This is a genomic window from Zoogloea sp. JDB1, from assembly GCF_056724025.1.
On sequence record NZ_CM161496.1, the window covers coordinates 2593510 to 2616963 of the forward strand.

Genomic DNA, 23454 nt, shown 5'->3' on the forward strand with positions numbered 1-23454 from the left:
CGGTCCTTGCGTTCCGCAGCGGCTGCTTCTATATTTCGAGTGTCCCAAAGGGGAGTAGCTCCACGTCGGTGGGCCGTCAAGACGGAGAATGCCGTGCGAAACCGCCGTGCCATGCACGGCGCCGCGGCTGATCTCCCGGCTACCGGGCAGTCGTTCGAGAATCAAGGGCGACTGTGAGCAAGACCTTTGCCGCGATGGCAAAGTGTCTTTCGGCAAAACCGGCTCCCCCGCCGGACCAAGCTCATTGGCCTTTCGTCATCGCCGGACGAAAGGCCTTTTTGTTTGGTTCCGTTTTGGGAGATTTCACATGGAAAGCATTGGTACCTGGTGGATGTGGGCGGGCTTCGCGGCCGTCGTGCTGGTGATGCTGGCCATCGACCTGCTGGTGGTCGGTGGCGGCAAGGAACACAAGGTGTCCCTCAAGGAGGCCGGCCTGTGGTCGGTGGTGTGGGTCAGCGTCGCGCTGCTGTTTGCCGGCGCCCTGTGGTGGTATCTGGACGGCACGGCCGGGCGCGAGGTGGCCAACGCGCGGGCGCTGGAGTTCGTCACCGGCTATCTGATCGAGAAGGCGCTGGCCGTCGACAACGTGTTCGTGTGGCTGATGCTGTTCTCCTTCTTCGCGGTGCCACCGGCGTTGCAGAAGCGGGTGCTGCTGTTCGGCGTGGCCGGTGCGATCGTGCTGCGTACACTGATGATCTTCGCCGGCGCCTGGCTGATCGCGCAGTTCAGCTGGCTGCTCTACGTGTTCGGAGCCTTCCTGCTGCTGACCGGCGTGAAGATGTTCGTCAGCGCCGAACATGAAACCGACCTCAACCGGAACCCGGTGGTGCGCTGGCTGCGCGGCCACATGAAGATCAGTAGCGAGTTTCACGGCCAGCACTTCTTCGTGCAGCGGGAGGAGGGCGGCCGCCTGGTCCGCTATGCGACGCCGCTGTTCCTGGCGCTGGTGCTGGTGGAGGCGTCCGACGTGATCTTCGCGGTGGATTCGATCCCGGCGATCTTCGCGATCACCACCGACCCCTTCATCGTGCTGACTTCCAACATCTTCGCGATCCTCGGCCTGCGCGCGATGTACTTCCTGCTCGCCGACTTCGCCCAGCGCTTCTCCCTGCTCAAGTTCGGCCTGGCGGCGGTGCTGGTCTTCATCGGCGGCAAGATGCTGCTGATGGACGTGGTGCATGTGCCGGTGGGCCTGTCCCTCGGGGTGGTGGCCGCGCTGATCGGTATGTCTGTGTGGCTGTCCCTGCGCAAGGAGCGCCTGGAGGCGCTGGAGAGCCAACGCTGAGGGTGGACGCGGCCCGGCAGGACGGGCATCCTGCCGGGCTTTCCTGCCTGCCTGGAGAACCTGCCGCGTGCGGATCCGCAACGAAAACCCGGCCGACGTGGCCGCCGTCCGCGAGGTCAATCTCGCCGCCTTCGAAAGCCCGGCCGAGGCGGACCTGGTGGACGCCCTGCGCGGGCACACTTTCCCCTACGTGTCGCTGGTGGCCGACGACAAGGGCATCATCGCCGGCCACATCCTGTTCACTCCGGTCCATCTGCCTGGCCATCCGCGCGCGCGCTTGATGGCGCTGGCGCCGATGGCGGTGCGGCCGGAATACCAGCGTAGCGGCGTCGGTTCGGCGCTGGTCGTCGAGGGACTGCGCCAGGCCCGCGAGGCGGGGGCCGGTGCCGTCGTGGTGCTGGGCCATCCGGCCTATTACCCGCGCTTCGGCTTCGTGCCGGCGTCCCGCCATGGCATCCGCTTTACGCAGGACGTACCGGACGAGGCTTACCTGGTCGTCGAGCTGCAGCCCGGCCACCTGGATGGGCTGGCCGGCACGGTCCAGTACCACGCCGCTTTCGACGCGGTCTGAGCTGTGCTGGTCCGCGTGGCCCTGTTCAGCCGCGGGCACCGCGCAGTCGCCCGAGGACTGGCCGCCAGGTACCGCTCTCATGGACCACGAGGCCGAGCAGGATCAGGCTTGTGCCGGCCATCACCTGCGGGCCGATCTCCTCGCGGTTGAGCAGATGCCCGAGCAGCAGCGCCATCACCGGCGTGATCAGCGTGATCAGCGCGACCTTCGAGGCTTCCAGGTGCTTGATCACGTAGTAATACAGCGCGAAGCCGATCACCGAGCCAAAGATGCCCAGGTAGCCGATGGCTGCCGCCGTACGCGAGGGCAGGGCGACGGGAAGTGCCGCGCCGTCGGCCAGCCACAATAGCCCGAACAGCGGCAGGGACACTGAGAGGGAGCCAAAGGTGGTGGCCAGAGGCGGGCTGTCGTCGCCGATCCGCTTCAGCACGACCAGGCTCGCTGACGAGATGAATACGGCCACCAGCAGGGCTACCAGGCCGGCTGTGACGTTCGTGCCGCTGGCTGCACCGTTCGGCATGAAGATCAGCGCCAGCCCGCCGGCGCCGAGCAGCGTGCCGGCCAATCTTGCCGGCGTCAGGGAACGCTCTCCGAGCCAACAGGCGGCCAGTAGGCCAGCCATCAGCGGAGAGAGCCCGAACACCACGGAAATCAGCCCCGAACTCACGTAGCGTGCGCCCCAGTAGGTCAGTGCCATGATGCCGAACAGGCCGACACCACCGACCAGGTAGGCCCGGCGGGCGCGGGCGTGGAGCGGTAGTCCGATTCGCCCGACGCCCAGGATCGCCGCGGCCACCAGCGCCCCGATCAGCATGCGGGCCAGCGCGGAGAAGGCGAAACCGGCGCCTTCGGTGCTCCAGCGGATGGCGAGCGGGGTGGTGGACCAGATCAGGATGATGGCGAGGTAGGCGAGGGAAACCGGCATGACGTACCTTTCGTGGCAGGGTGGGATGAATCCTCAAGGACAAAGAAAAAGGCCGCGGTCTGATGATCCGCGGCCCCTGGTGATGTCGGTGAGTACTGCTGTGAACTACCCCGATCCCGGCCCCGGACAAACGGCTACGCGCCATGCGCGCAGGGCGCAACGGCGGATGGAAATGGCCGGGAAGGTCTTCGGGAAGTTCATGGGCCCATGATGCTGGCGATCTGCCGGGCGCGTCAAGCGTGAATGCGCCTTGCATGTCCGGTTTCCGAACCCTTATGGTGTCCAGCCAATACGGGGGGCTGGCGGCAGCGCTGCTGCGCCCGGCCTGTCGAATCCTCCTTTGCGCCATGTCAAAGGGACCGCCAGGCGGGCGGACTTATGATTCCTCCATTGCTGCGTCGCGTCTTCTGCCTGCCCGTTGTGGGTGACCAGGGACGCCGCTTCCCGCAGGGAGTCGTCATGAGTACCTGTCTCAACCTCGACGGCAACGAAGCCGCCGCACGGATGGCCTATCTCGGCAGCGAGGTGATTGCCATCTACCCGATCACCCCGTCCTCCAGCATGGGCGAATGGGCCGACGAATGGGCGGCCCAGGGCAAGCCCAACCTGTGGGGCGTGGTACCGAAGATCATCGAGATGCAGTCGGAAGGTGGGGCGGCCGGCGCGCTGCACGGAGTGCTGACCTCCGGCGCGCTGGGCACCAGCTTCACGGCCAGCCAGGGACTGCTGCTGTTCATCCCCAACCTCTACAAGATGGCCGGCGAGCTGACGCCCTTCGTGCTGCACGTAGCGGCGCGGGCGGTGGCGACCCATGCGTTGTCGATTTTCGGCGACCACTCCGACGTGATGGCCTGCCGTGCCACCGGCTGTGCGCTACTGGCCAGCAATTCGGTGCAGGAAGCCCAGGACATGGCGCTGATCGCCCAGGCGGCGACCCTCGCCGGGCGCATTCCGGTGATCCACTTCTTCGACGGCTTCCGCACCTCTCATGAGGTCGCCAAGATCGTCGCCGTCGAGGCGGACACAGTGCGGGCGATGATCGACGATGGGCTGGTGGCGGCCCACCGGGCCCGCGCGCTGTCGCCGGAACATCCGGTGATCCGCGGCACGGCGCAGAACCCGGATGTGTTCTTCCAGTCCCGCGAGCGGGCCAATCCCTATTACGACGCCTTCCCAGGCCTCGTGCAGGCAGCGATGGACCGCTTTGCCGGGTTGACCGGCCGGGGCTACCGGCTGTGCGACTACGTCGGCGCGCCCGATGCAGAAAGGGTGGTGGTGGTGATGGGCTCGGCGGCGGAGACCGCCGAGGAGACCGTCGAGCACCTGCTGGCCCGCGGCGAGAAGGTCGGCTTGCTCAAGCTGCGCCTGTACCGGCCGTTTCCGGCGGCAGCGCTGCTGGCGGCGCTGCCGGCCAGCGTGCGGGCCATCGCGGTGCTGGACCGCTGCAAGGAACCCGGCGCCGACGGCGAGCCCTTGTTCAAAGACGTGATGACCGCCTGCGCGGAAGCCGCAGCCGACGGCCTGCGCCCAATGCCGCGGGTGATCGGCGGCCGCTACGGGCTGGCCAGCAAGGAATTCACGCCGGGCATGGCCAAGGCGGTGTTCGACGAGCTTGCTGCCGAAGCGCCGAAGCGCCGCTTCACCGTCGGCATCGTGGATGACCTCACGCAGCTGTCGCTGCCCTGGGATGCGGACTTCCGCACCGACGCGTCCCGCCGTTTGCAGCATGCGGTGTTCTGGGGCTTGGGCGCGGACGGCACGGTGTCGGCCAACAAGAACTCGATCAAGATCGTCGGCGAGGCTACCGAGCTGCAGGCCCAGGGCTATTTCGTCTATGACTCCAAGAAGTCCGGTGCGGTGACGGTGTCCCACCTGCGCTTCGGGCCGGCGGCGATCCGCTCCAGCTATCTGGTGGAGGCGGGCATGGCGGGTTTCGTGGCCTGTCACCAGACGGTTTTCGTGGAGCGTTACGACCTGCTCGCCCATGCTGCGCCGGGTGGCGTCTTCCTGCTCAACACGCCGCAGCCGGCGGACACGGTGTGGGCCAGCCTGCCGGCGGCGCTGCGTGCGGGCATCCTCGCCCGCGGCCTGCGCCTGTGGGGCATCGACGCCTACCGGGTGGCCCAGGAGGCCGGCATGGGCCGGCGCATCAACACCATCATGCAGACCTGCTTCTTCGCCATTGCCGGCATCCTGCCGCGGGAGCAGGCCATCGCTGCGATCAAGAAGGCGGTGGACAAGACCTATGGCCGCAAGAGCCGGCGCCTGGCCGACCTGAACCACAAGGCCATCGACGTGACGCTCGCCAACCTGCACGAGGTGCCCTTTGCCGGCCTGACGGGCGATGGCGACGCAAGCCAGCCGACGCTTGCCGACGCGCTGCCCGACTTCGTGCGCGACATCACGCTGCCGATCTACCGCGGCGAGGGCAACCGCCTGCCGGTGTCGGCGCTGCCGGCGGACGGCACCTTCCCGAGCGGCACCGCGCAGTTCGAGAAGCGCAACATCGCGCTGGAAATCCCGGTGTGGGAGCCGGACCTGTGTACCCAGTGCGGCAAGTGCGTGTTCGTCTGTCCGCACGCGGCGATCCGCGCGCGAGCCTTCCCAGCCGAGGCGGTCGTCGATGCACCTCCGGGCTTCAAGCACGTGCCAGCCAAGAGCAAGGACTTTCCGGCCGGCACCCACATCAGTTATCAGGTGGCGCCGGAGGACTGCACGGGCTGCGGCGATTGCGTCGAAGCCTGCCCGATCCACGACAAATCCAACGTCAGCCGGCTGGCGGTGAACATGGCGCCGCAGGCACCGCTGCGCGAGCAGGAGCGGGCCAACTTCGACTTCTTCCTGAAGCTGCCGGAGTTCGACCGCAGCCAGCTCAAGCAGGCCACCATCCCCGGCGCGATGCTGCTCGATCCGCTGTTCGAGTTCTCCGGGGCCTGCGCCGGTTGCGGCGAGACACCCTACATCCGCCTCGCCACCCAGCTGTTCGGCGACCGCATGCTGGTGGCCAATGCCACCGGCTGTTCGTCGATCTACGGCGCCAACCTGCCGACCACGCCCTACACGGTGAACGGCGCCGGGCGCGGACCTGCCTGGTCCAATTCCCTGTTCGAGGACAACGCCGAGTTCGGCCTCGGCATGCGCCTGGCGTCGGACCAGCTGATGAGCTACGCGCAGATGCTGGTGAAGGAACTGGCCGCCATCATCGGTGGCGATCTGGCGGAAGCCCTGGTATCCGCCGACCAGCGCCAGGAAGTCGGCCTCCGCGCTCAGCGCGAGCGGGTCGCCCAACTCCGCCAGGCGCTGGTGGGCTGCGCCCATCCCCGCGCCCAGGAGCTGGATTCCCTCGCCGAATGGCTGATCCGCCGCTCAGTGTGGATCATCGGCGGCGACGGCTGGGCCTACGACATCGGCTACGGCGGGCTGGACCACGTGCTGGCGCTGAGCTACGACGTCAATGTGCTGGTCCTCGACACCGAGGTCTATTCCAATACCGGCGGGCAGACCTCCAAGGCGACACCCATCGGCGCAGTGGCCAAGTTCTCGGCCGGTGGCAAACCGACTGCCAAGAAGGACCTGGCCCGGCTGGCCTCGGACTACGGCCATGTGTACGTGGCGACGGTGGCCTACGGCGCGAAGGACGTACATACCCTGCGGGCCTTCCACGAGGCCGAGTCCTATGCCGGCCCGTCGCTGATCGTCGCCTACAGCCCGTGCATCGCCCACGGCGTGGACATGCTCTACAACCAGCATCAGCAGGAGATGGCGGTGAAGTCCGGCCACTGGCCGTTGTTCCGCTACGACCCGCGGCTGGAGGAGGCGGGCGCCAATCCCTTCAAGCTCGACTCGGCGCCGCCGAGCCAGCCGATCAAGGCTTTCATGGACAGTGAAACCCGCTTCGCGATGCTCGCCCGCAGCCATCCGGAAGCAGCCGAGCGCTTGCTGGCGGAAGCCCAGAAGGAAGCCGACCGGCGCTTCAAGGCTTACCAGGAACTGGCCCAGGGCCATGCCGACGCCCCCAAGGCGGGCACCTGACGACGGAGACTTGCGATGATCGATCTGACTACCGAATACCTCGGCCTCACGCTGAAGAACCCGCTGGTGCCGTCCGCTTCGCCTTTATCGAAGCAGCTCGATTCGCTGCTGAGCCTGGAGGACGCCGGCGCGGCAGCGGTGGTGCTGCATTCCCTCTACGAGGAGGAGATCCTCGCCGAGGACGCGATGACCGACCGCTTCCTGCTGCACGCCGATTTCCACGACGGCGAGTCGTCCGGCTTCCTGCCTGACCATGGTGAGTTCCAGGGCGCGCTGGAGCGTTATCTGGAGCATCTGCGGCGAGTCAAACAGCGCCTGTCCATCCCGGTCGTTGCCAGCCTCAACGGGGTGACGCCGTCCGGGTGGGTGGATCTCGGCCTGGCCTTGCAGGAGGCCGGCGCCGATGCGCTGGAACTCAACGTCTATCACGTGGCGGCGGACCCGGCCGAGAGCGGGGATTCCGTCGAGGCGCGTTACGTGGCCTTGCTGGCGGAACTGCGCAGCGTGGTGAAGATTCCGGTGGTGATGAAGCTGTCGCCGTTCTTCTCGTCGCTGCCGCATTTCGTGCGACGCCTGGAACTGGTCGGAGCGAGCGGCGTGGCGCTGTTCAACCGTTTCTTCCAGCCGGATATCGATCTGGACAGCCTGCGCATGGTGGATCAACTACACCTGTCCAGCCGGGAAGAAGCCCTGCTGCGCATCCGCTGGATCGCCATCCTGCGGGCCCAGACGCAGATGACGCTGGCCGCTACCGGCGGCGTGCACAGCGCCGACGAGGCCCTCAAGTTGCTGCTGGCCGGTGCCGACGTGGTGCACCTGGCGTCCTGCCTGCTGAGCCATGGTTCCGAGCGCCTGAGTCTGATTCTGCGGGACATGGAGGCCTGGATGGCCGAGCGGGAATACCACTCCATCGCGCAGCTGAAAGGCAGCATGTGCCAGTCCAACCTGAGTGATCCGGACGCAGTGGCCCGGCGCAGCTACATCAAGGTGCTGGACAGCTTCACGCCGCGCAGCGGCGTGTGGCGCTGAGCGGGCGGCGCGTCAAACAGGCGTAGCGCAGGAATCAGTGCGCGGTGTTGGGTTCGGAAATAGTCCGGCTGCGCGCCGAACCCGGCACTTGGCCGTTTGAACCCCCGTCTCCCGCGGCCAGGCGTGCGGGGCTCCGTTGTGAACCCACTGGGCTCCGGGCTGCGAATGTTCCCATCCGGGTTGAACGGCTTCATCCCGGATGGGCGCCGGTTCACATCCGGGGGGCGCGGGTTCAGGTCGGTGCGTCGATAGTTCCGATCCGCGCCTCTCGAGTCCAGATCGCCGGCGCGAAGGTTCACCGCCAGGGGGAGTGAGTTCAACGCGGAGCCGCGATGGTTCAAGTCCGCGTGCTTCATGTTCACATCGCCGGGGCGACATTTCAACGCCGGGCGGAACTTCTTCAACGCGGGGCTCGGGTACTTCAGGTTTACGGGGCGAATGTTCCAGTCCCGGCAGCCCGGGTTCCAATCCGGGCCACACGGGTTCATGCCCGCGCTGCGAATGTTCAGGTCGGCGGATCAACGCCCCGAAAACAGGCAAAAAAAATGGCGGCCACGAGGGCCGCCAAAACAACGCTGCAACAGGGATCGGAACGTTGGCGTTTTACTTCTTGCGGGCAGGCGGCACGTCGGTGCAGCTGCCGTGGGCGACTTCCGCGGCCATGCCGACGGTTTCGCCAAGGGTCGGGTGCGGGTGGATGGTCTTGCCGATGTCGACCGCGTCGGCGCCCATCTCGATGGCCAGGCACACTTCGCCGATCATGTCGCCGGCCGACGGGCCGACGATGGTGCCACCGATGACCCGGTGGGTCTCCGCGTCGAAGATCAGCTTGGTGAAGCCGTAGTCGGCACCGTTGGCGATCGCGCGGCCGCTGGCGGCCCACGGGAACTTGGCGGTCTCGACCTTCTTGCCTTCGGCCTTGGCCTGGGCTTCGGTGTAGCCGACCCATGCCACTTCCGGATGAGTGTAGGCCACGCCCGGGATCACGGTGGCGTCGAAGGCGGCCTTGTGGCCGGCGGCGACTTCCGCTGCGACGTGGGCTTCATGCACCGCCTTGTGGGCGAGCATGGGCTGGCCGACGACGTCGCCGATGGCGAAGATGTTCGGCACGTTGGTACGCATCTGCGCATCCACCGGGATGAAGCCGCGGTCGGTGACGATCACGCCGGCCTTGTCGGCGCCGATCTTCTTGCCGTTGGGGGCACGGCCGGCGGACTGCAGGATCATGTCGTACTTGACCGGCTCGGTGGGGGCACCTTCGCCTTCAAACGTGACGTAGAGGCCGTCTTCCCTGGCATCCACGGCGACCGTCTTGGTCTTCAGCATGATCTTGTCGAAGCGGCTGGCGTTCTGCTTTTCCCATACCTTGACGGCGTCGCGATCCGGGCCCTGCATCAGGCCGTCCATCATTTCCACCACATCGACGCGGGCGCCGAGGGTTGAATAGACGGTGGCCATTTCCAGACCGATGATGCCGCCGCCGATGACCAGCATCTTCTTCGGGACGAAGCGCAGTTCCAGCGCGCCGGTGGAGTCCACGATGCGCGGGTCGCGGGGGATGAAGGGCAGATGCACTGCAGCGGAGCCGGCGGCGATGATGGCCTGCTTGAACTTCACGACCTTCTTGGCGCCGGTCTTGTCCTGGGCTCCGCCAGTGGTTTCCTCGACTTCGATGTGGTTAGGGTCGAGGAAGCTGCCGTAGCCGCGGATCACGTCCACCTTGCGGCCCTTGGCCATGCCAGCCAGACCGCCGGTGAGCTTGCCGACGACCTTGTCCTTGTGGGCGCGCAGGGCATCCACATCGACGGAGGGCTTGGCGAAGCTGACGCCGGCGACGGAGGCGTGCTCGGCTTCCTCGATGACCGCGGCCACGTGCAGCAGGGCCTTGGACGGGATGCAACCGACGTTCAGGCACACGCCGCCAAGGGTGGCGTAGCGCTCAATGATGGCGGTCTTGAGGCCCAGGTCGGCAGCGCGGAAGGCGGCGGAATAACCGCCGGGACCGGCGCCGAGGACGACCATGTCGTACTCCACGTCGGCCGCGCCGGCGTGGCTGGCGGCGGCCGGGGCGGCCACCGCAGCTGCAGCGGGCGCGGCGGCCGGAGCCGGTGCTGCGGCGGCCGCAGGAGCCGGGCTGGCGCCAGCGCCGTCGGCTTCGACGACGATCAGCACCTTGCCTTCGCCGACCCGGTCACCCAGGGCGACGCGGACTTCCTTGATCACGCCGGCGGCGGAGGACGGGACGTCCATCGTGGCCTTGTCGGATTCGAGGGTGGCGATGGCGTCGTCCACCTTGATGGTGTCGCCGACCTTCACGAACAGCTCGATGACCGGGACGTCGGAGAAATCGCCGATGTCCGGAACCTTGACTTCTACGAGGCTCATGGCGATCTCCTTAGAGCATGACCCGACGGAAGTCGGCCAGCAGTTGGGCGAGGTACACGTTGAAGCGGGTCGCCAGGGCGCCGTCGATCACGCGGTGGTCGGCGGTCAGGGACATCGGCAGGGTCAGGCGCGGCACGAACTGCTTGCCGTCCCACACCGGCTTCATCACCGACTTGTTGACACCCAGGATGGCCACTTCCGGCGCATTGACGATCGGCGCGAAGTAGGTGCCGCCGATGCCGCCGAGGCTGGAGATGGTGAAGCAGGCACCGGACATGTCGGCCGGCTTGAGCTTGCCGTCACGGGCGAGCTTGGCCAGGGAGCCGGTTTCGGCGGCGATCTCGAACACGCTCTTCTTGTCGGCGTCCTTCACCACCGGCACGACCAGGCCGTTGGGGGTGTCGGCCGCGAAGGCGATGTTGAAGTACTTCTTGTACACCAGGTTGTCGCCGTCGAGGGAGGTGTTGAACTCGGGGAACTCCTGCAGCGCGCGGACCGAGGCCTTGATGATGAAGGCGAGCATGGTCAGCTTCTTGCCGGACTTCTCGTACTCCTTGTTCATCAGGACACGGAAGGCTTCCAGGTCGGTGATGTCGGCATCTTCGTGATAGGTCACGGCCGGGATCATCGCCCAGTTGCGGGCGAGGTTCTGGCCGGAGATCTTCTTGATGCGCGACAGCGGCTTGACATCGATCTCGCCGAACTTGGAGAAGTCCACCTTCGGCCACGGCAGCAGATCGAGCCCGCCACCCAGGCTGCCGACGGCAGCGGCGGCGACGGTCTTGCCCGGGACGACGCCGGTGCTCATGGCGCCCTTCACGAAGGCGGTGACGTCGGCCTGCAGGATGCGGTTCTTCGGGCCGGTGGCCTTGACCTGGGCCAGATCCACGCCCAGTTCGCGGGCGAAGGCACGCACGGACGGGCTGGCGTGCACCTTGCCGCCGAGCTTGACGGCGGACGGGGCGGCAGCTGCAACGGCGGCTGCGGCAGCGACCGGAGCGGCCAGCGCCGGGGCGCCGTCCACCAACAGGGCCGCGGCCGGAGTTGCCGCCGCGGCGACGGCGGCAGGGGACGGAGCCGCAGCTGCGCCGGCACCGGTTTCGACCTTGATCAGCACGGCGCCTTCGGACACCCGGCTGCCGAGCTGGACCAGCACTTCCTTCACCACGCCGGTGGCGGAGGAGGGCACGTCCATCGTGGCCTTGTCGGATTCCAGCGTAGCAATGGCGTCTTCAGCCTTGATGCTGTCGCCGACCTTTACGAACAGTTCGATGACGGGCACGTCGGAGAAGTCGCCGATGTCCGGCACCTTCACTTCGACCACGCCACCACCACCGGCGGCGGCTGGCGCGGCAGCCGGGGCCGCGGCGACCGGGGCTGCCGCAGGAGCGGGCGCCGGAGCAGGGGCGGCGGCTGCAGAGGCCGGAGCGGCCACCGCAGCGGCAGCGCCGGCTTCGATCTTGATCAGCACGGCGCCTTCGGACACGCGGTCGCCGAGGCCGACCAGCACTTCCTTGACGACGCCGGCGGCGGAGGACGGGACGTCCATCGTGGCCTTGTCGGACTCCAGGGTGGCGATGGCGTCGTCCACCTTGATGGTGTCACCGACCTTGACGAACAGTTCGATCACCGGCACGTCGGAGAAATCGCCGATGTCGGGGACTTTGACTTCGATGAGTTGGCTCATGTTTGTACTCCTCGGCGATCAGACGGACAGGGGGGTCGGCTTGGACGGGTCAAGGTTGTACTTGACCAGTGCGGCGGCAACCTTGTCGCGGTCGATCTTGCCCTCGTCGGCCAGGCCCTTGAGGGCTGCCAGGGTGACCCAGTGGCGGTCCACTTCGAAGAAGTGGCGCAGCTTCTCGCGGGTGTCGGAGCGGCCGAAACCGTCGGTGCCCAGCGTGATGTAGGGGTTCTTGACGAAGGGACGGATCTGCTCGGCGAACAGCTTGACGTAGTCGGTGGCGGCGATGACCGGGCCGACGGCGCCTTCGAGCTTCTGTTCGACGTGGGACTTGCGCGGGGCCTCGAGCGGGTGCAGCAGGTTCCAGCGGCTGGCGTCCTGGCCGTCACGGGCCAGTTCGTTGAAGCTCGGGCAACCCCAGATGTCGGCCTCGACGCCCCAGTCGTTCTTCAGCAGGTCGGCGGCGGCGATGACTTCGTTGAAGATCGTGCCGGAGCCCAGCAGCTGGACGCGCAGCGCGCCTTCGCCGCCCTTACGGAAGGCGTACATCCCCTTGATGATGTCGGCTTCGGCACCAGCGGGCATTTCCGGGTGCTCGTAGTTCTCGTTCATCACGGTGATGTAGTAGTAGACATCCTCCTGCTCGGCGAACATGCGGCGCATGCCGTCCTGCACGACCACGGCGACTTCGTACTGGAAGGTCGGGTCGTAGCTGATGCAGTTGGGAATCATGTTGGCGAGGAGCTGGCTGTGGCCGTCCTCGTGCTGCAGGCCTTCGCCGTTCAGCGTGGTGCGGCCGGCGGTACCGCCGATCAGGAAGCCGCGGGTGCGCTGGTCGGCAGCCGCCCAGCACAGGTCCATGGTGCGTTGCAGGCCGAACATCGAATAGAAGATGTAGAACGGGATCGTCTGCACGCCATGCACGCTGTAGGCGGTGCCGGCGGCGATCCAGTCGGCCATCGAGCCGGCTTCGTTGATGCCTTCCTGCAGCACTTGGCCGGTGACGCTTTCCTTGTAGAACATGAGCTGGTCATGGTCTTCCGGAACGTAGTTCTGGCCTTGCTGGTTCCAGATGCCGTACTGGCGGAACATGCCTTCCATGCCGAAGGTGCGGGACTCGTCAGGCACGATCGGGACGATGTTCTTGCCGATCTGCTTGTCCTTCAGCAGGGTGTTCATGATGCGCACGATGGCCATCGTGGTGGACAGCTCGCGGCCTTCGCCGGAGGCCTTCAGCAGCGCGCCGAAGGTGTCGAGAGCCGGCACCGGCAGCGCGTCGGCCTTGCGGCGGCGGCTGGGCAGGAAACCGCCCAGTTCCATGCGGCGGTCGCGCATGTACTTGTATTCGGCGGAGTCTTCCGGGAACTTCAGGTAGGGCAGTTCGGCGAGCTGGTCGTCGGGCACCGGCAGGCCGAAGCGGTCGCGGAAGCGCTTGATCGATTCGATGTCGAGCTTCTTCTGCTGGTGGGAGATGTTCATCGCCTCACCGGACTGGCCCATGCCGAAGCCCTTGATGGTCTTGGCGAGGATCAGGGTCGGCTGGCCCTTGTGCTCGGAGGCGGCCTTGTAGGCGGAGAAGATCTTGAACAGATCGTGGCCGCCGCGGTTCAGTTGCCAGATGTCGTCGTCGGTCCAGTCGGCGACGAGTTCCTTCAGTTCGGGCGTGTTGAAGAAGTGCTCGCGGACGTAGGTGCCGTTCTTGGCCTTGAAGGTCTGATATTCACCGTCCACGCATTCCATCATGCGTTTCTTGAGGATGCCCTTCGTGTCGCGCTGGAGCAGGGCGTCCCAGTGGGTGCCCCAGATCAGCTTGATGACGTTCCAGCCGGCGCCGCGGAATTCGGCTTCCAGTTCCTGGATGATCTTGCCGTTGCCGCGCACCGGGCCGTCCAGGCGCTGCAGGTTGCAGTTGATCACGAAGATCAGGTTGTCCAGCTTCTCGCGGGCGGCCATGCCGATGGCGCCGAGGGACTCGACCTCGTCGGTCTCGCCGTCACCCAGGAAGGCCCACACCTTGCGCTGCTCGGCCTTGGCGGCGTCGATCAGGCCGCGGCTGGCGAGGTACTTCATGAAGCGCGCGGAGTAGATCGCACACAGGGGGCCGAGGCCCATGGAGACGGTGGGGAACTGCCAGAAGTCCGGCATCAGCCAGGGGTGCGGGTAGGACGAGATGCCCTTGCCGTCGGTTTCCTGGCGGAAGTTGTCCATCTGCTCGTCGGACAGGCGGCCCAGCATGTAGGCGCGGGAGTAGACGCCCGGCACCGAGTGGCCCTGGAAGAAGATCAGGTCACCACCGCTTTCGTGGTCGACGCTCTTCCAGAAGTGGGAGAAACCGACGTCATAGAGGGCGGCGGCCGAAGCGAACGAGGCGATGTGGCCGCCGACGTTGGTGTGCTTGTTGGCGCGCACGACCATGGCCATGGCATTCCAGCGGATGTAGGAATGGAGCTTGATCTCCATGTCCGGGTCGCCCGGGTACTTGGGCTGCTGGTCGGCCGGAATGGTGTTGATGTACTGGGTGTTGGCCGAGTAGGGGATGTCGATCCCTTCCTCACGCCCGGCTTCGATCAGCTTCTCGATCAGGAAGTGAGCCCGCTCGGAGCCCTCCTGTGCGACGACTGCTTCGAGCGCGTCCAGCCATTCCTTGGTTTCCTGGGCATCGATGTCAGCCAGGATGTTTTGCGTATTCGCGGCCATGGTCTTGTCTCCTCATGACTTGCGGGTTGTGGATAGCCGTCGCGGGTGGCGACAGCGGGGCTTCACTGCAAACCTGCGCGGACCGGATCGCGGTCCTGATTTTTCGCAATATAAAACGATCTATCGCAATGTGCAATAAGGGCGAGCTTCTAGTCTGAGTAAATTTTTGCTTTTCCCGCGTGCGGCGGGGCGCGGTGGACGGAATACGGGCGCGATCGAGCCCATGCGGAACAACGCTGATGTGGATTGGCGAAGAGCAGGAACGCGGACATCAGGGGGTGTCCGCAAGGCTTACCGCCAGCCGGGCCCGAGGGCACCGGCCGGCGAAGCTTCATTCGACGGATTGAGGAAAAAAAACGGCCGGGGGCGAGGGAGGGAGGGAGAAAACCCCCGGCCGCTTGCGGAAATGGGTGTTCCGCGTGGCGGGATCATTTGTGAAACGCGTCCCGCTTCCGGTCTTCGTCATAGGCGAAGACCACTTGTCTGTTGCGTACTTCCCCCATGACCGGGATGCGCGTCGAGTCGATGGACTCGTGGTCGGTCTTGGAGAAGGGGCGATCATATACCATGACGATGCCCTCCACATGTTCCTGCAGCGATTCCAGCGCCTCCCGCAGGCGGTGGCCTTCGGTGCTGCGCGCCTGGCGGATGGCGGCGGCGAGGAGCAGCATGGAGTCATAACCCTGGGCGGCCGCCGGCGCCACCGGAATGCGCTCCACGCCGAAGGTCTTGCGGTAGCGTTCGATGAAGCGTTTGTGCCGCGGAGTCTCGCCTTCCTGGATGAAGGTCTGTGGCATGCGGGTGCCCTCGGCGTTGGGGCCGGCATTGTCGATGAAGTTCGACATGGCCAGCGCCCAGCTGCCGACCAGCGGCACTTTCCAGCCGATCCGCACCATGCCGTTGGCAAGGTGGGCGAGCTCTGGGCCGAGGCCGTAGGTGAGGATGCCTTCCGCGCCGGCGGCGCGGGCACGGGTCAGCTGCGGCGTCATGTCTACGTCGCGGATGTTGAAACGCTCGATGGCGACCGGCTTGATGCCGTGGCGTTCAAGGGCCCGTTCCAGGTCCTCGCGGCCGAGCTGGCCATAATTTGTGCTGTCGTGGAAGATCGCCAGCCGGCGCAGGTGGCGCCGCTCGACCGCTTCCTCGACGATCATCGCGGCCTGGATGGAGTCCGGCGCCGACACGCGGAAGATATAGTTGTCCGGGTACTGGGGGGGCAGGAACTGCTTGGTGATGATCGAGCCGGTGGCCACCGAGGTGATCATCGGGATGTGGGCCTGCTGGTAGAAGCGTTGGCTGGCCAGTGCGACGCCGGTATTGACGATGCCGAGGCCGGCGATCACGCGCTCCCGGTTGATCAGTTCCTGGACGACCTGGGCGCCGCGTTCGGGGAGGGCTTCGTCGTCCCGTTCGATCAGCTGGATTGGCCGGCCGAGGATGCCGCCGCCTTCGTTGATCTCCTGCGCGGCCAGGCGGATGCCATCGCGCATGGCGATACCCATCGGATTCGAGCCACCGGTGAAGGGGCCGGACACGCCGACCTTGATCGGTTCGACTGCGCTGGCGCACAGCGCAGTCAGGCTGAGGGCGGCGATGCCGGCCAGGCGCACGATTCGAAGCAAGGGTGTCTCCGCCTGTCGTTGTAGGTGTTGTTGCAAGTCGCTGCGGATGAACGCTGCAAGCTATTCCGTCGCCTGGGGGGCGGGTATTGGTGAAAACCCGTAGCATCCGGCCTGCCGTGCCTGAAGGGGCAAGGGCTGCCCGGTTAGGGTAAGCCCGGATGCCCGGCCTTGGCGGACCCTAGCAGGATGAAAGGCAAATGCCGAACAAGTCTCGATCTTCCGCGCTGCCCCGTGCCGACTGGTACTGGACGGCGCCTTACATTGCCGTGCTGGTGTTCGCGCTGGCCATGCTGGTCATCGTGTGGACGCTGCAGCACCAGGAGCGCGAGACGCAGAGCAACGCGCTGGCGCGCGACGTTCAGTGGGCCGAACAGACGATGCGCCTGCACATGCAGGGCACCGAGGAGTTCCTGTCCCAGCTGTCCCGCGAGCTGGCGGCGGGCACGCTGGATGCCGACGCCTTCCAGGTGCGGGCCAACCAGCACATTGCCAACAATCCTGAGTTGGTCAACGTGGTGTGGGTGGCCGGCGGGCAGCGCGTCAAATGGACCGCCCCCTTCGATACCACTGACTGGTTGGTCGGCGATGCGCTGTCCGGCACCCAGGCGGCGGTGCTGGCGCGGGCCTGGGAAGTGGGGCGGCCGGTGTATGGCGAGGCCTACGTGAACGGCCGCAACATGGCGGTGCTGGAAGTCTATGTGCCGGTGCAGCAGGGGCGGACCCCGCTGGGCGCGATCATCGCGGTGTATTCCATCGAGCGTATGGTCACGCACCTGGTGCCGAGCTGGTTTGGCGAGAAGTACCGCCTGGCCTTCACCGGCCCGGAGGGCGAAGTGCTGGGCATGAACTCGGCGGTCCATCCCCTCGACGAGAGCCTGGCCTTCTCGGTGGAACTCGATCCGCCGGGCAACGGCCTGTCCCTGCAGGCGACGGCTTATCACGTGGCCAGCGATCTGCCGAAAGGCTTCCCGATCATCGTCATCGTCGGGCTGTCGGTGTTCGTGCTGTGGAGCCTGTGGCTGCTGCGGGCCCACATGCGCCGCCGCGTGCGCGTCGAGAAGGAGCGCGACCGCCTCTTCAACCTGTCCCTCGACATGCTGGCGATCCTCAGCCTGGACGGGGAGTTCCGGCGCAGCAATCCGGCCTTCGAGCGGATCCTCGGCCATCGCCCGGACGACTTGCCCGGGCGCTCCTTCCTCGACTTCATCCACGCCGAGGACGTGGCCGAGACCATCGAGCACTTGCGCAGCCTCGCGTCGGGTACGCCGGGGGCCTTCGAGAACCGCTGCCGCTGTGCCGACGGCAGCTACAAGTGGTTGGCCTGGAGCGTCAATTCGGTTCCCGAGGAAAAGCTGATGTACGCCGTCGCCCACGACATCACCGGGCGCAAGGCTGCCGAGGAGGCGCTGCGCGCCGAGTACGCGTTCCGCCAGGCGATGGAGGAGTCCCTGGTCACCGGTCTGCGCGCCATCGACCTGAACGGCGAGATCATCTATGTGAACCCGGCCTTCTGCCGCATGACCGGCTGGTCGCGGGAGGAGTTGGTCGGCTCGCGGGCGCCTTTTCCCTATTGGCCGAAGGACAGCTACGATCCGCTGCAGCGCAATCTGGAGCTGACCCTCGCCGGCAACGCGCCGAACACCGGCTTCGAGATGCGCATCCGGCGCAAGAACGGACAGCGTCTGGATACGCGCTTCTACCTGTCGCCGCTGATCGACGGAGAAGGGCGGCAGACCGGCTGGATGGCCTCCATCACCGACATCACCGAGCCGAAGCGGGTGCGCGCTGAGTTGGAGGCGGCCCACGAACGTTTCGTGGCGGTGCTCGACGGTCTCGATGCGGCGGTGTACGTGGCCGACGCGGCCAATGACGAGATCCTTTTCGCCAACCGGGCCTTCAAGAGCATCTACGGCTTCGATGCGGTCGGCCAGCGGGTCGGGCGCTACGGCCTGCCGACGCCGCCGGATACCCAGTGGTACGACGTCGATCCGCGCCGCCTGACGCTGGATCACGTGCCCCGCGAGCTGTACGACGGCGAGCTGCGCAACGCGCTGTCGGGGCGCTGGTACCACATCCGCGAGCGCGCCATCCGCTGGGTGGACGCCCGCGTGGTGCGCATGGCGATCGCCACCGACGTCACCGACCGCAAGCGCGTGGACGAGGAGAACCGCGCGCAGCAGGAGCGCCTGCAACGCACCTCGCGCCTGATCACGATGGGCGAGATGGCGTCCACCCTGGCACACGAGCTCAACCAGCCGCTGGCGGCCATCGCCAATTACTCGATGGGCTGCGTCAATCGGCTGCAATCCGGCGAATACCGGCGCGAGGACATCCTCACCGCGATGCAGAAGGCCAGCGCTCAGGCAGAGCGCGCCGGCAAGATCATCCGCCGGGTGCGCGAGTTCGTGCGCAAGAGCGAGCCGCGCCGCGCGCCGGTGTCCCTGGCGGGCATCGTGGACGACGCGATCGGCTTCCTCGAGGTGGACGCCCGTCGCCACGGTGCGCAGGTGCTGAACCAGCTGCCACATGACCTGCCACCGGTGTTCGTCGACGCGGTGATGGTCGAGCAGGTGGTACTCAACCTGGTCAAGAACGGTATCGAGGCGATGCGCGACACGCCTGCCGAGGAACGTGTGCTGATCGTGTCGGCCCATTGTGTAGAGCACGATCAGGTGGAGGTGGAGATCGCCGACCATGGCCCCGGGCTTTCCGACGAGGCGCGGGAGCGGCTGTTCACGCCCTTTTACACCACCAAGTCGGAAGGCATGGGCATGGGGCTCAACATCTGCCGTTCCATCGTCGAATTCCATGAAGGGCGTCTATGGGTAGACGCCAACCCCGCGGGAGGATGTATCTTCCGCTTCACCTTGCCTTTGGAGACCACCCGTGAAACCGCCAGCCTCGACGCCTGAACAGATCATCTACCTGGTGGATGACGACGAAGCCCTGCGCGACTCCCTGGTCTGGCTGCTCGAATCGCAGGGTTTCAAGGTCGAGGCCTTCGCGTCCGCCGAAGACTTCCTGCGCGCCTGGCGGCCGGAGTTCAACGGTTGTCTGCTGCTCGACGTGCGCATGCCCGGCATGAGCGGACTGGAGTTGCACGAGCGCCTGCGCGCCCAGTACTGCACGCTGCCGATCATCTTCATCACCGGCCACGGCGACGTGCCGATGGCTGTGGCCGCCCTCAAGAAAGGGGCGGTGGATTTCATCGAGAAGCCGTTCAACGACGCCGAGCTGCTGCGCCTCGTCACCCAGTGCCTGGCCAAGGAGGAGGAGAGCCGCGCCCGTCGCCGCCAGGATGCGGAGGTGGCACGCCGTCTCGACCAGCTCACCCAGCGGGAGCGCGAGGTGCTGGAGCTGATCATTGCCGGCAAGCTCAACAAGCAGATCGCCGACGTGCTGGGGATCAGCATCAAGACCGTCGAGGTCCATCGCGCCCGCGTGATGGAAAAGATGGCCGCCCAGTCCCTGGCTGAGCTGGTGCAGAACGTGATGGCCGTCGAGGTGAATCGGAGCTGAGTCTGGCTGCAGGGCAGGGATGCCTGTGGCCGTCAGCCGTCAGCAAGTCCGCGGGGGATGCTTCCACGCGGGCATGTTCTCGTGACGCTTTACGCAGCTATTCGAAACCCGAATTCGCCCCCAGCGCAAGCCATGGTAAACTCACGGGTTTTTCCTGAGGGGCAGCGGCATGACGGCTCGCATTATCGATGGCAACGCGCTTTCCGCAAAACTGCGCGGAGAACTCGCCGCGAAGGCGGCTGAACTGACCGCCCAGGGCACCCAGCCCTGTCTCGCGGTGATCCTGGTGGGCGGCGATCCCGCTTCCGCCGTGTACGTCCGCAACAAGGTGGCCGGCTGCGAGAAGGCCGGCATCAAGTCCCTCAAGTTCGAATACCCGCAGGATGCCGCTCCGGCTGATGTGCTCGGCAAGATCGCCGAGCTCAACGCCGATCCGTCGGTGCATGGCATCCTGGTGCAGCTGCCGCTGCCCAAGCATTTCGACGAGAAGGCCGTTCTAGAGGCCATTTCCGTCGAGAAGGACGTGGATGGTTTTCACGCCGAGAACGTCGGCCGCCTGTCCCAGGGCCAGGAGGCCTTTGTGCCGTGTACGCCGAATGGCGTGATGGAAATGCTGAAGAGCATCGATGTGCCGCTGCGCGGTGCCGAGGCCGTGGTGATCGGCCGCTCCAACATCGTTGGCAAGCCGATGGCGATGCTTCTCACCGCTGTCGGCGCCACTGTCACGGTGTGCCACTCGGGCACCCGCGACCTCAACTTCCACACCCGCCGCGCCGACATCCTGGTGGCCGCCATCGGCAAGCCGAAGTTCGTCACCGGCGACATGGTCAAGCCCGGTGCGGTCGTCATCGACGTGGGCATCAACCGTTTGCCGGACGGCAAGCTGTGTGGCGACGTGGATTTCGAATCCGCCAAGGACGTGGCCGGCGCGATCACCCCGGTGCCCGGTGGCGTCGGCCCCATGACCATCACCATGCTGCTCGCCAATACCGTCGAGTCGGCGACCCGTGCAGCCCGGAAGGCCTGAACAATGAGCGAGCAACAACCCGTCATCGGCATCGTCATGGGCTCCAATTCCGATTGGCCCACCATGCAGGCCGCCGCCAAGGTTCTGAAGGATTTCGGCGTGCCCTTCGAGGCCCGCGTGGTCTCGGCCCACCGCACCCCCGACCTGATGTTCGAATACGCGGAGCAGGCCCGCGAGCGCGGCCTGCGGGCGATCATCGCCGGCGCCGGTGGCGCCGCCCACCTGCCGGGCATGATCGCCGCCAAGACGACGTTGCCAGTGCTGGGCGTGCCGGTGCAGTCGAAGGCGCTGTCGGGCAAGGACTCGCTGCTGTCCATCGTGCAGATGCCGAAGGGCATTCCGGTCGCCACCTTCGCCATCGGCGAGGCGGGGGCCGCCAACGCGGGCCTGTTCGCGGTGGCGCTGCTGGCCGGTACCGACGCGGTGCTGGCCGACAAGCTCGAAGCCTTCCGCGCCGAACAGACCGCCAGCGTGCTGGCGATGACCCTCGACCCGGTCTGATTTCGCAGGATTGAAACGATGATTCTTCCGCCCGCCACCCTCGGCATGCTCGGCGGCGGCCAGCTCGGCCGCTTCTTTGTCGCTGCGGCCCACGAGATGGGCTACAAGGTGTGGGTCCTCGACCCCGATCCCCACAGCCCGGCCGGCCTGATCGCCGACCGCCACCTGCAGGCCGGTTACGACGATTTCGCTGCCCTCGACCAGCTCGCCGAGGCCTGTGCCGCGGTGACCACCGAGTTCGAGAACGTGCCAGCGGCGACCCTCGACTACCTGGCCAAGTTCGTGCCGGTTCGTCCCGGCGCGGCGGCGGTGGCGGTGTGCCAGAACCGCATCGCGGAAAAATCCTTCCTGCGCGACAACGGACTGCCCCATGGCCCATTCGCGGTGATCCAGGCGGAAGCCGATATCGCTGTGGCGGACGCCGGCCTCTATCCGGCGATCCTCAAGGTCGCGCGCTTCGGCTACGACGGCAAGGGCCAGGCCCGCGTCGCCAATGCCGCCGAGGCGCTGGCCGCGTTCCGTCAGTTCAAGGGTGAGCCCTGCGTGCTGGAACGCATGCTGAGCCTCGACTATGAAGTGTCGGTGGTGCTGGCCCGCGACGAGGACGGCAAGGTCAAATGCTTCCCGACCGTCGAGAACCAGCACAGCCGCGGCATTCTCGACGTGTCCATCGCGCCGGCACGGACTTCTGCCTGCCAGCGGGATTCGGCCCAGGAATACGCCGAGCGCATCGCCGAGCGGCTGGGCTTCATCGGCACGTTGGCGGTGGAGTTCTTCGTGTCCCGCGGCGAGCTTTACGTAAACGAAATGGCGCCGCGCCCGCACAACAGCGGCCACCACACCATCGACGCCTGCGTCACCAGCCAGTACGAGCAGCAGGTCCGTGCCCTTTGCGGTCTGCCCCTCGGCGAGGCGCGCCAGCACAGCGCATCGGTGATGGTGAACCTGCTCGGCGAGCTGTGGTACGAAGGCGGTTCGCCGCAAGGCCGCTACCGGGAGCCGGACTGGTCCCTGCTGCACGCCGTGCCCGGCCTGCGTCTGCATCTGTATGCCAAACACCAGGCCCGCCACGGCCGCAAGATGGGCCACTTCACGGTGGTCGGCGACGACCCCGTCGAGGTGCTGGCCAAGGCCATGGCAGCCCGTGCGGCCATCGGCATCCGCGACGAGTAAGCAGCGATGGCGATGGGCGATGATATCCGGCGCGCAGTCGAACTGCTGCGCCAGGGCGAACTGGTCGCACTGCCGACCGAGACGGTCTATGGCCTCGGTGCCGACGCGCTGAACCCCGATGCGGCCGCGCGGATCTTCGCTGCCAAGGGACGTCCGGCCGACCATCCGCTGATCGTCCATCTACCCGACGCGGAACAGCTCACGATCTGGGCGCGCGACATCCCGAAAGAAGCGATCGCGCTGGCACGCGCCTTCTGGCCGGGGCCGTTGACCCTGATCCTGAAGAAGGAAGAGGGCGTGCCCGACGTGGTCACCGGCGGACAGGACACCGTCGGCCTGCGGGTGCCCAACCATCCGGTGGCGCTGGAGTTGCTGCGGGCCTTCGGCTCCGGCATCGCCGCGCCGTCGGCCAACCGTTTCGGACGGATCAGTCCGACCACCGCCGAACATGTGCGTCAGGAACTGGGCGATCGCGTCGCCATGATCCTCGACGGCGGTGCCTGCGAGGTGGGTCTGGAATCTACCATCCTCGACCTGTCGCGGGACGTGCCGGTGATCCTGCGTCCGGGTGCCATCGGCGTGGACGACATTGCCCGCGTCATCGGGCGCCGCCCGCGCCTGCGCGGCGAGGAAGCGCAGCCCGACGCGGCGCCGCGCGTGTCCGGTGCCCTCGCAGCCCACTATGCGCCGCGGACGCCGCTGGAACTGGTGCCGGCGGAGAGCATTTCCGCCCGCCTGCAGGCCGGCGACGCAGTGCTGGCACGCAGGCCTGCACCGGCCGATCTACCGGTCGGCGTGATCTGGATCGCAGCGCCCGCCGACTCGGCTGGCTACGGCCACGATCTGTATGCAGCGCTGCGCAGCCTCGACGAATCCCCGGCCGTCCGCATCCTTGTCGAAGCCTTGCCGGACGAGGCGGCGTGGGGGGCGGTGATCGATCGCCTCGGGCGTGCCGCGGTGGGCTCCGGCGAAGACGACGAGACCTGAACGCACGCGAAGCATTT

At 66.6% G+C, this 23454-nt stretch carries 15 protein-coding genes; 10 read left to right on the top strand and 5 right to left on the bottom strand.

The features are described 5' to 3' along the window. The first annotated feature begins 307 nt into the window (after positions 1 to 307). The gene (locus tag AC1PPK_RS11620; RefSeq protein ID WP_481117968.1) at positions 308 to 1285 is read left to right on the top strand and encodes a TerC family protein; all 978 of its coding nucleotides are present in this window, start codon (positions 308 to 310) and stop codon (positions 1283 to 1285) included. A 67-nt stretch (positions 1286 to 1352) separates the two neighbouring features. Then, positions 1353 to 1856, top strand: a complete 504-nt coding sequence (locus AC1PPK_RS11625; protein ID WP_481117969.1) for a GNAT family N-acetyltransferase — start codon at positions 1353 to 1355, stop codon at positions 1854 to 1856. Between the two features lie 25 nt (positions 1857 to 1881). Here the strand turns inward: AC1PPK_RS11625 and AC1PPK_RS11630 are convergent, their stop codons facing one another. Beyond that, positions 1882 to 2781 (bottom strand): DMT family transporter, encoded by a 900-nt coding sequence (locus AC1PPK_RS11630; RefSeq protein WP_481117970.1) that lies wholly within the window; start codon positions 2779 to 2781, stop codon positions 1882 to 1884. A gap of 459 nt (positions 2782 to 3240) precedes the next feature. Here AC1PPK_RS11630 and nifJ point away from each other — a divergent pair, with 459 nt between their 5' ends. Then, positions 3241 to 6813: a pyruvate:ferredoxin (flavodoxin) oxidoreductase gene (gene nifJ, locus AC1PPK_RS11635; protein WP_481117971.1), complete on the top strand. Its 3573-nt coding sequence runs from the start codon at positions 3241 to 3243 to the stop codon at positions 6811 to 6813. 15 nt (positions 6814 to 6828) lie between these two features. After that, entirely contained in the window at positions 6829 to 7842 is a 1014-nt protein-coding gene (locus AC1PPK_RS11640; RefSeq protein WP_481117972.1) for a dihydroorotate dehydrogenase-like protein, read from the top strand. 603 nt (positions 7843 to 8445) lie between these two features. Here the strand turns inward: AC1PPK_RS11640 and lpdA are convergent. The 4 genes from lpdA to AC1PPK_RS11660 all read right to left on the bottom strand — a co-directional run bounded on the left by lpdA (position 8446) and on the right by AC1PPK_RS11660 (position 16230). Continuing rightward, positions 8446 to 10227, bottom strand: coding sequence for a dihydrolipoyl dehydrogenase (lpdA, locus tag AC1PPK_RS11645; protein ID WP_481117973.1), 1782 nt, complete (start codon positions 10225 to 10227; stop codon positions 8446 to 8448). A 10-nt stretch (positions 10228 to 10237) separates the two neighbouring features. After that, positions 10238 to 11914: a dihydrolipoyllysine-residue acetyltransferase gene (aceF, locus tag AC1PPK_RS11650; protein WP_481117974.1), complete on the bottom strand. Its 1677-nt coding sequence runs from the start codon at positions 11912 to 11914 to the stop codon at positions 10238 to 10240. A gap of 18 nt (positions 11915 to 11932) precedes the next feature. Then, positions 11933 to 14608 (bottom strand): pyruvate dehydrogenase (acetyl-transferring), homodimeric type, encoded by a 2676-nt coding sequence (gene aceE / locus AC1PPK_RS11655; RefSeq protein ID WP_481117975.1) that lies wholly within the window; start codon positions 14606 to 14608, stop codon positions 11933 to 11935. A 428-nt stretch (positions 14609 to 15036) separates the two neighbouring features. Beyond that, positions 15037 to 16230, bottom strand: coding sequence for an ABC transporter substrate-binding protein (locus tag AC1PPK_RS11660; protein WP_481117976.1), 1194 nt, complete (start codon positions 16228 to 16230; stop codon positions 15037 to 15039). A 197-nt stretch (positions 16231 to 16427) separates the two neighbouring features. On the opposite strand from AC1PPK_RS11660, the gene AC1PPK_RS11665 reads away from it, so the two are divergent. The 6 genes from AC1PPK_RS11665 to AC1PPK_RS11690 all read left to right on the top strand — a co-directional run bounded on the left by AC1PPK_RS11665 (position 16428) and on the right by AC1PPK_RS11690 (position 23437). Continuing rightward, a complete protein-coding gene (locus AC1PPK_RS11665) occupies positions 16428 to 19142 on the top strand; it encodes a PAS domain-containing sensor histidine kinase (RefSeq protein ID WP_481117977.1) in 2715 nt (904 codons plus the stop codon). Beyond that, positions 19117 to 19749 (top strand): response regulator transcription factor, encoded by a 633-nt coding sequence (locus tag AC1PPK_RS11670; protein WP_481117978.1) that lies wholly within the window; start codon positions 19117 to 19119, stop codon positions 19747 to 19749. The genes AC1PPK_RS11665 and AC1PPK_RS11670 overlap by 26 nt, the downstream gene beginning before the upstream one ends. A 169-nt stretch (positions 19750 to 19918) precedes the next feature. Next, positions 19919 to 20776, top strand: a complete 858-nt coding sequence (gene folD, locus AC1PPK_RS11675; RefSeq protein WP_481117979.1) for a bifunctional methylenetetrahydrofolate dehydrogenase/methenyltetrahydrofolate cyclohydrolase FolD — start codon at positions 19919 to 19921, stop codon at positions 20774 to 20776. Between the two features lie 3 nt (positions 20777 to 20779). Continuing rightward, complete coding sequence (gene purE, locus AC1PPK_RS11680; RefSeq protein WP_481117980.1) at positions 20780 to 21277, top strand: 5-(carboxyamino)imidazole ribonucleotide mutase; 498 nt, start codon at positions 20780 to 20782, stop codon at positions 21275 to 21277. Between the two features lie 18 nt (positions 21278 to 21295). Beyond that, positions 21296 to 22450 carry a 5-(carboxyamino)imidazole ribonucleotide synthase gene (locus AC1PPK_RS11685; protein WP_481117981.1) on the top strand — a complete coding sequence of 385 codons (1155 nt, stop codon included), beginning with the start codon at positions 21296 to 21298 and terminating at the stop codon, positions 22448 to 22450. A gap of 6 nt (positions 22451 to 22456) precedes the next feature. Beyond that, positions 22457 to 23437, top strand: a complete 981-nt coding sequence (locus AC1PPK_RS11690) for an L-threonylcarbamoyladenylate synthase (protein ID WP_481117982.1) — start codon at positions 22457 to 22459, stop codon at positions 23435 to 23437. The last annotated feature ends 17 nt before the right edge of the window (positions 23438 to 23454 follow it).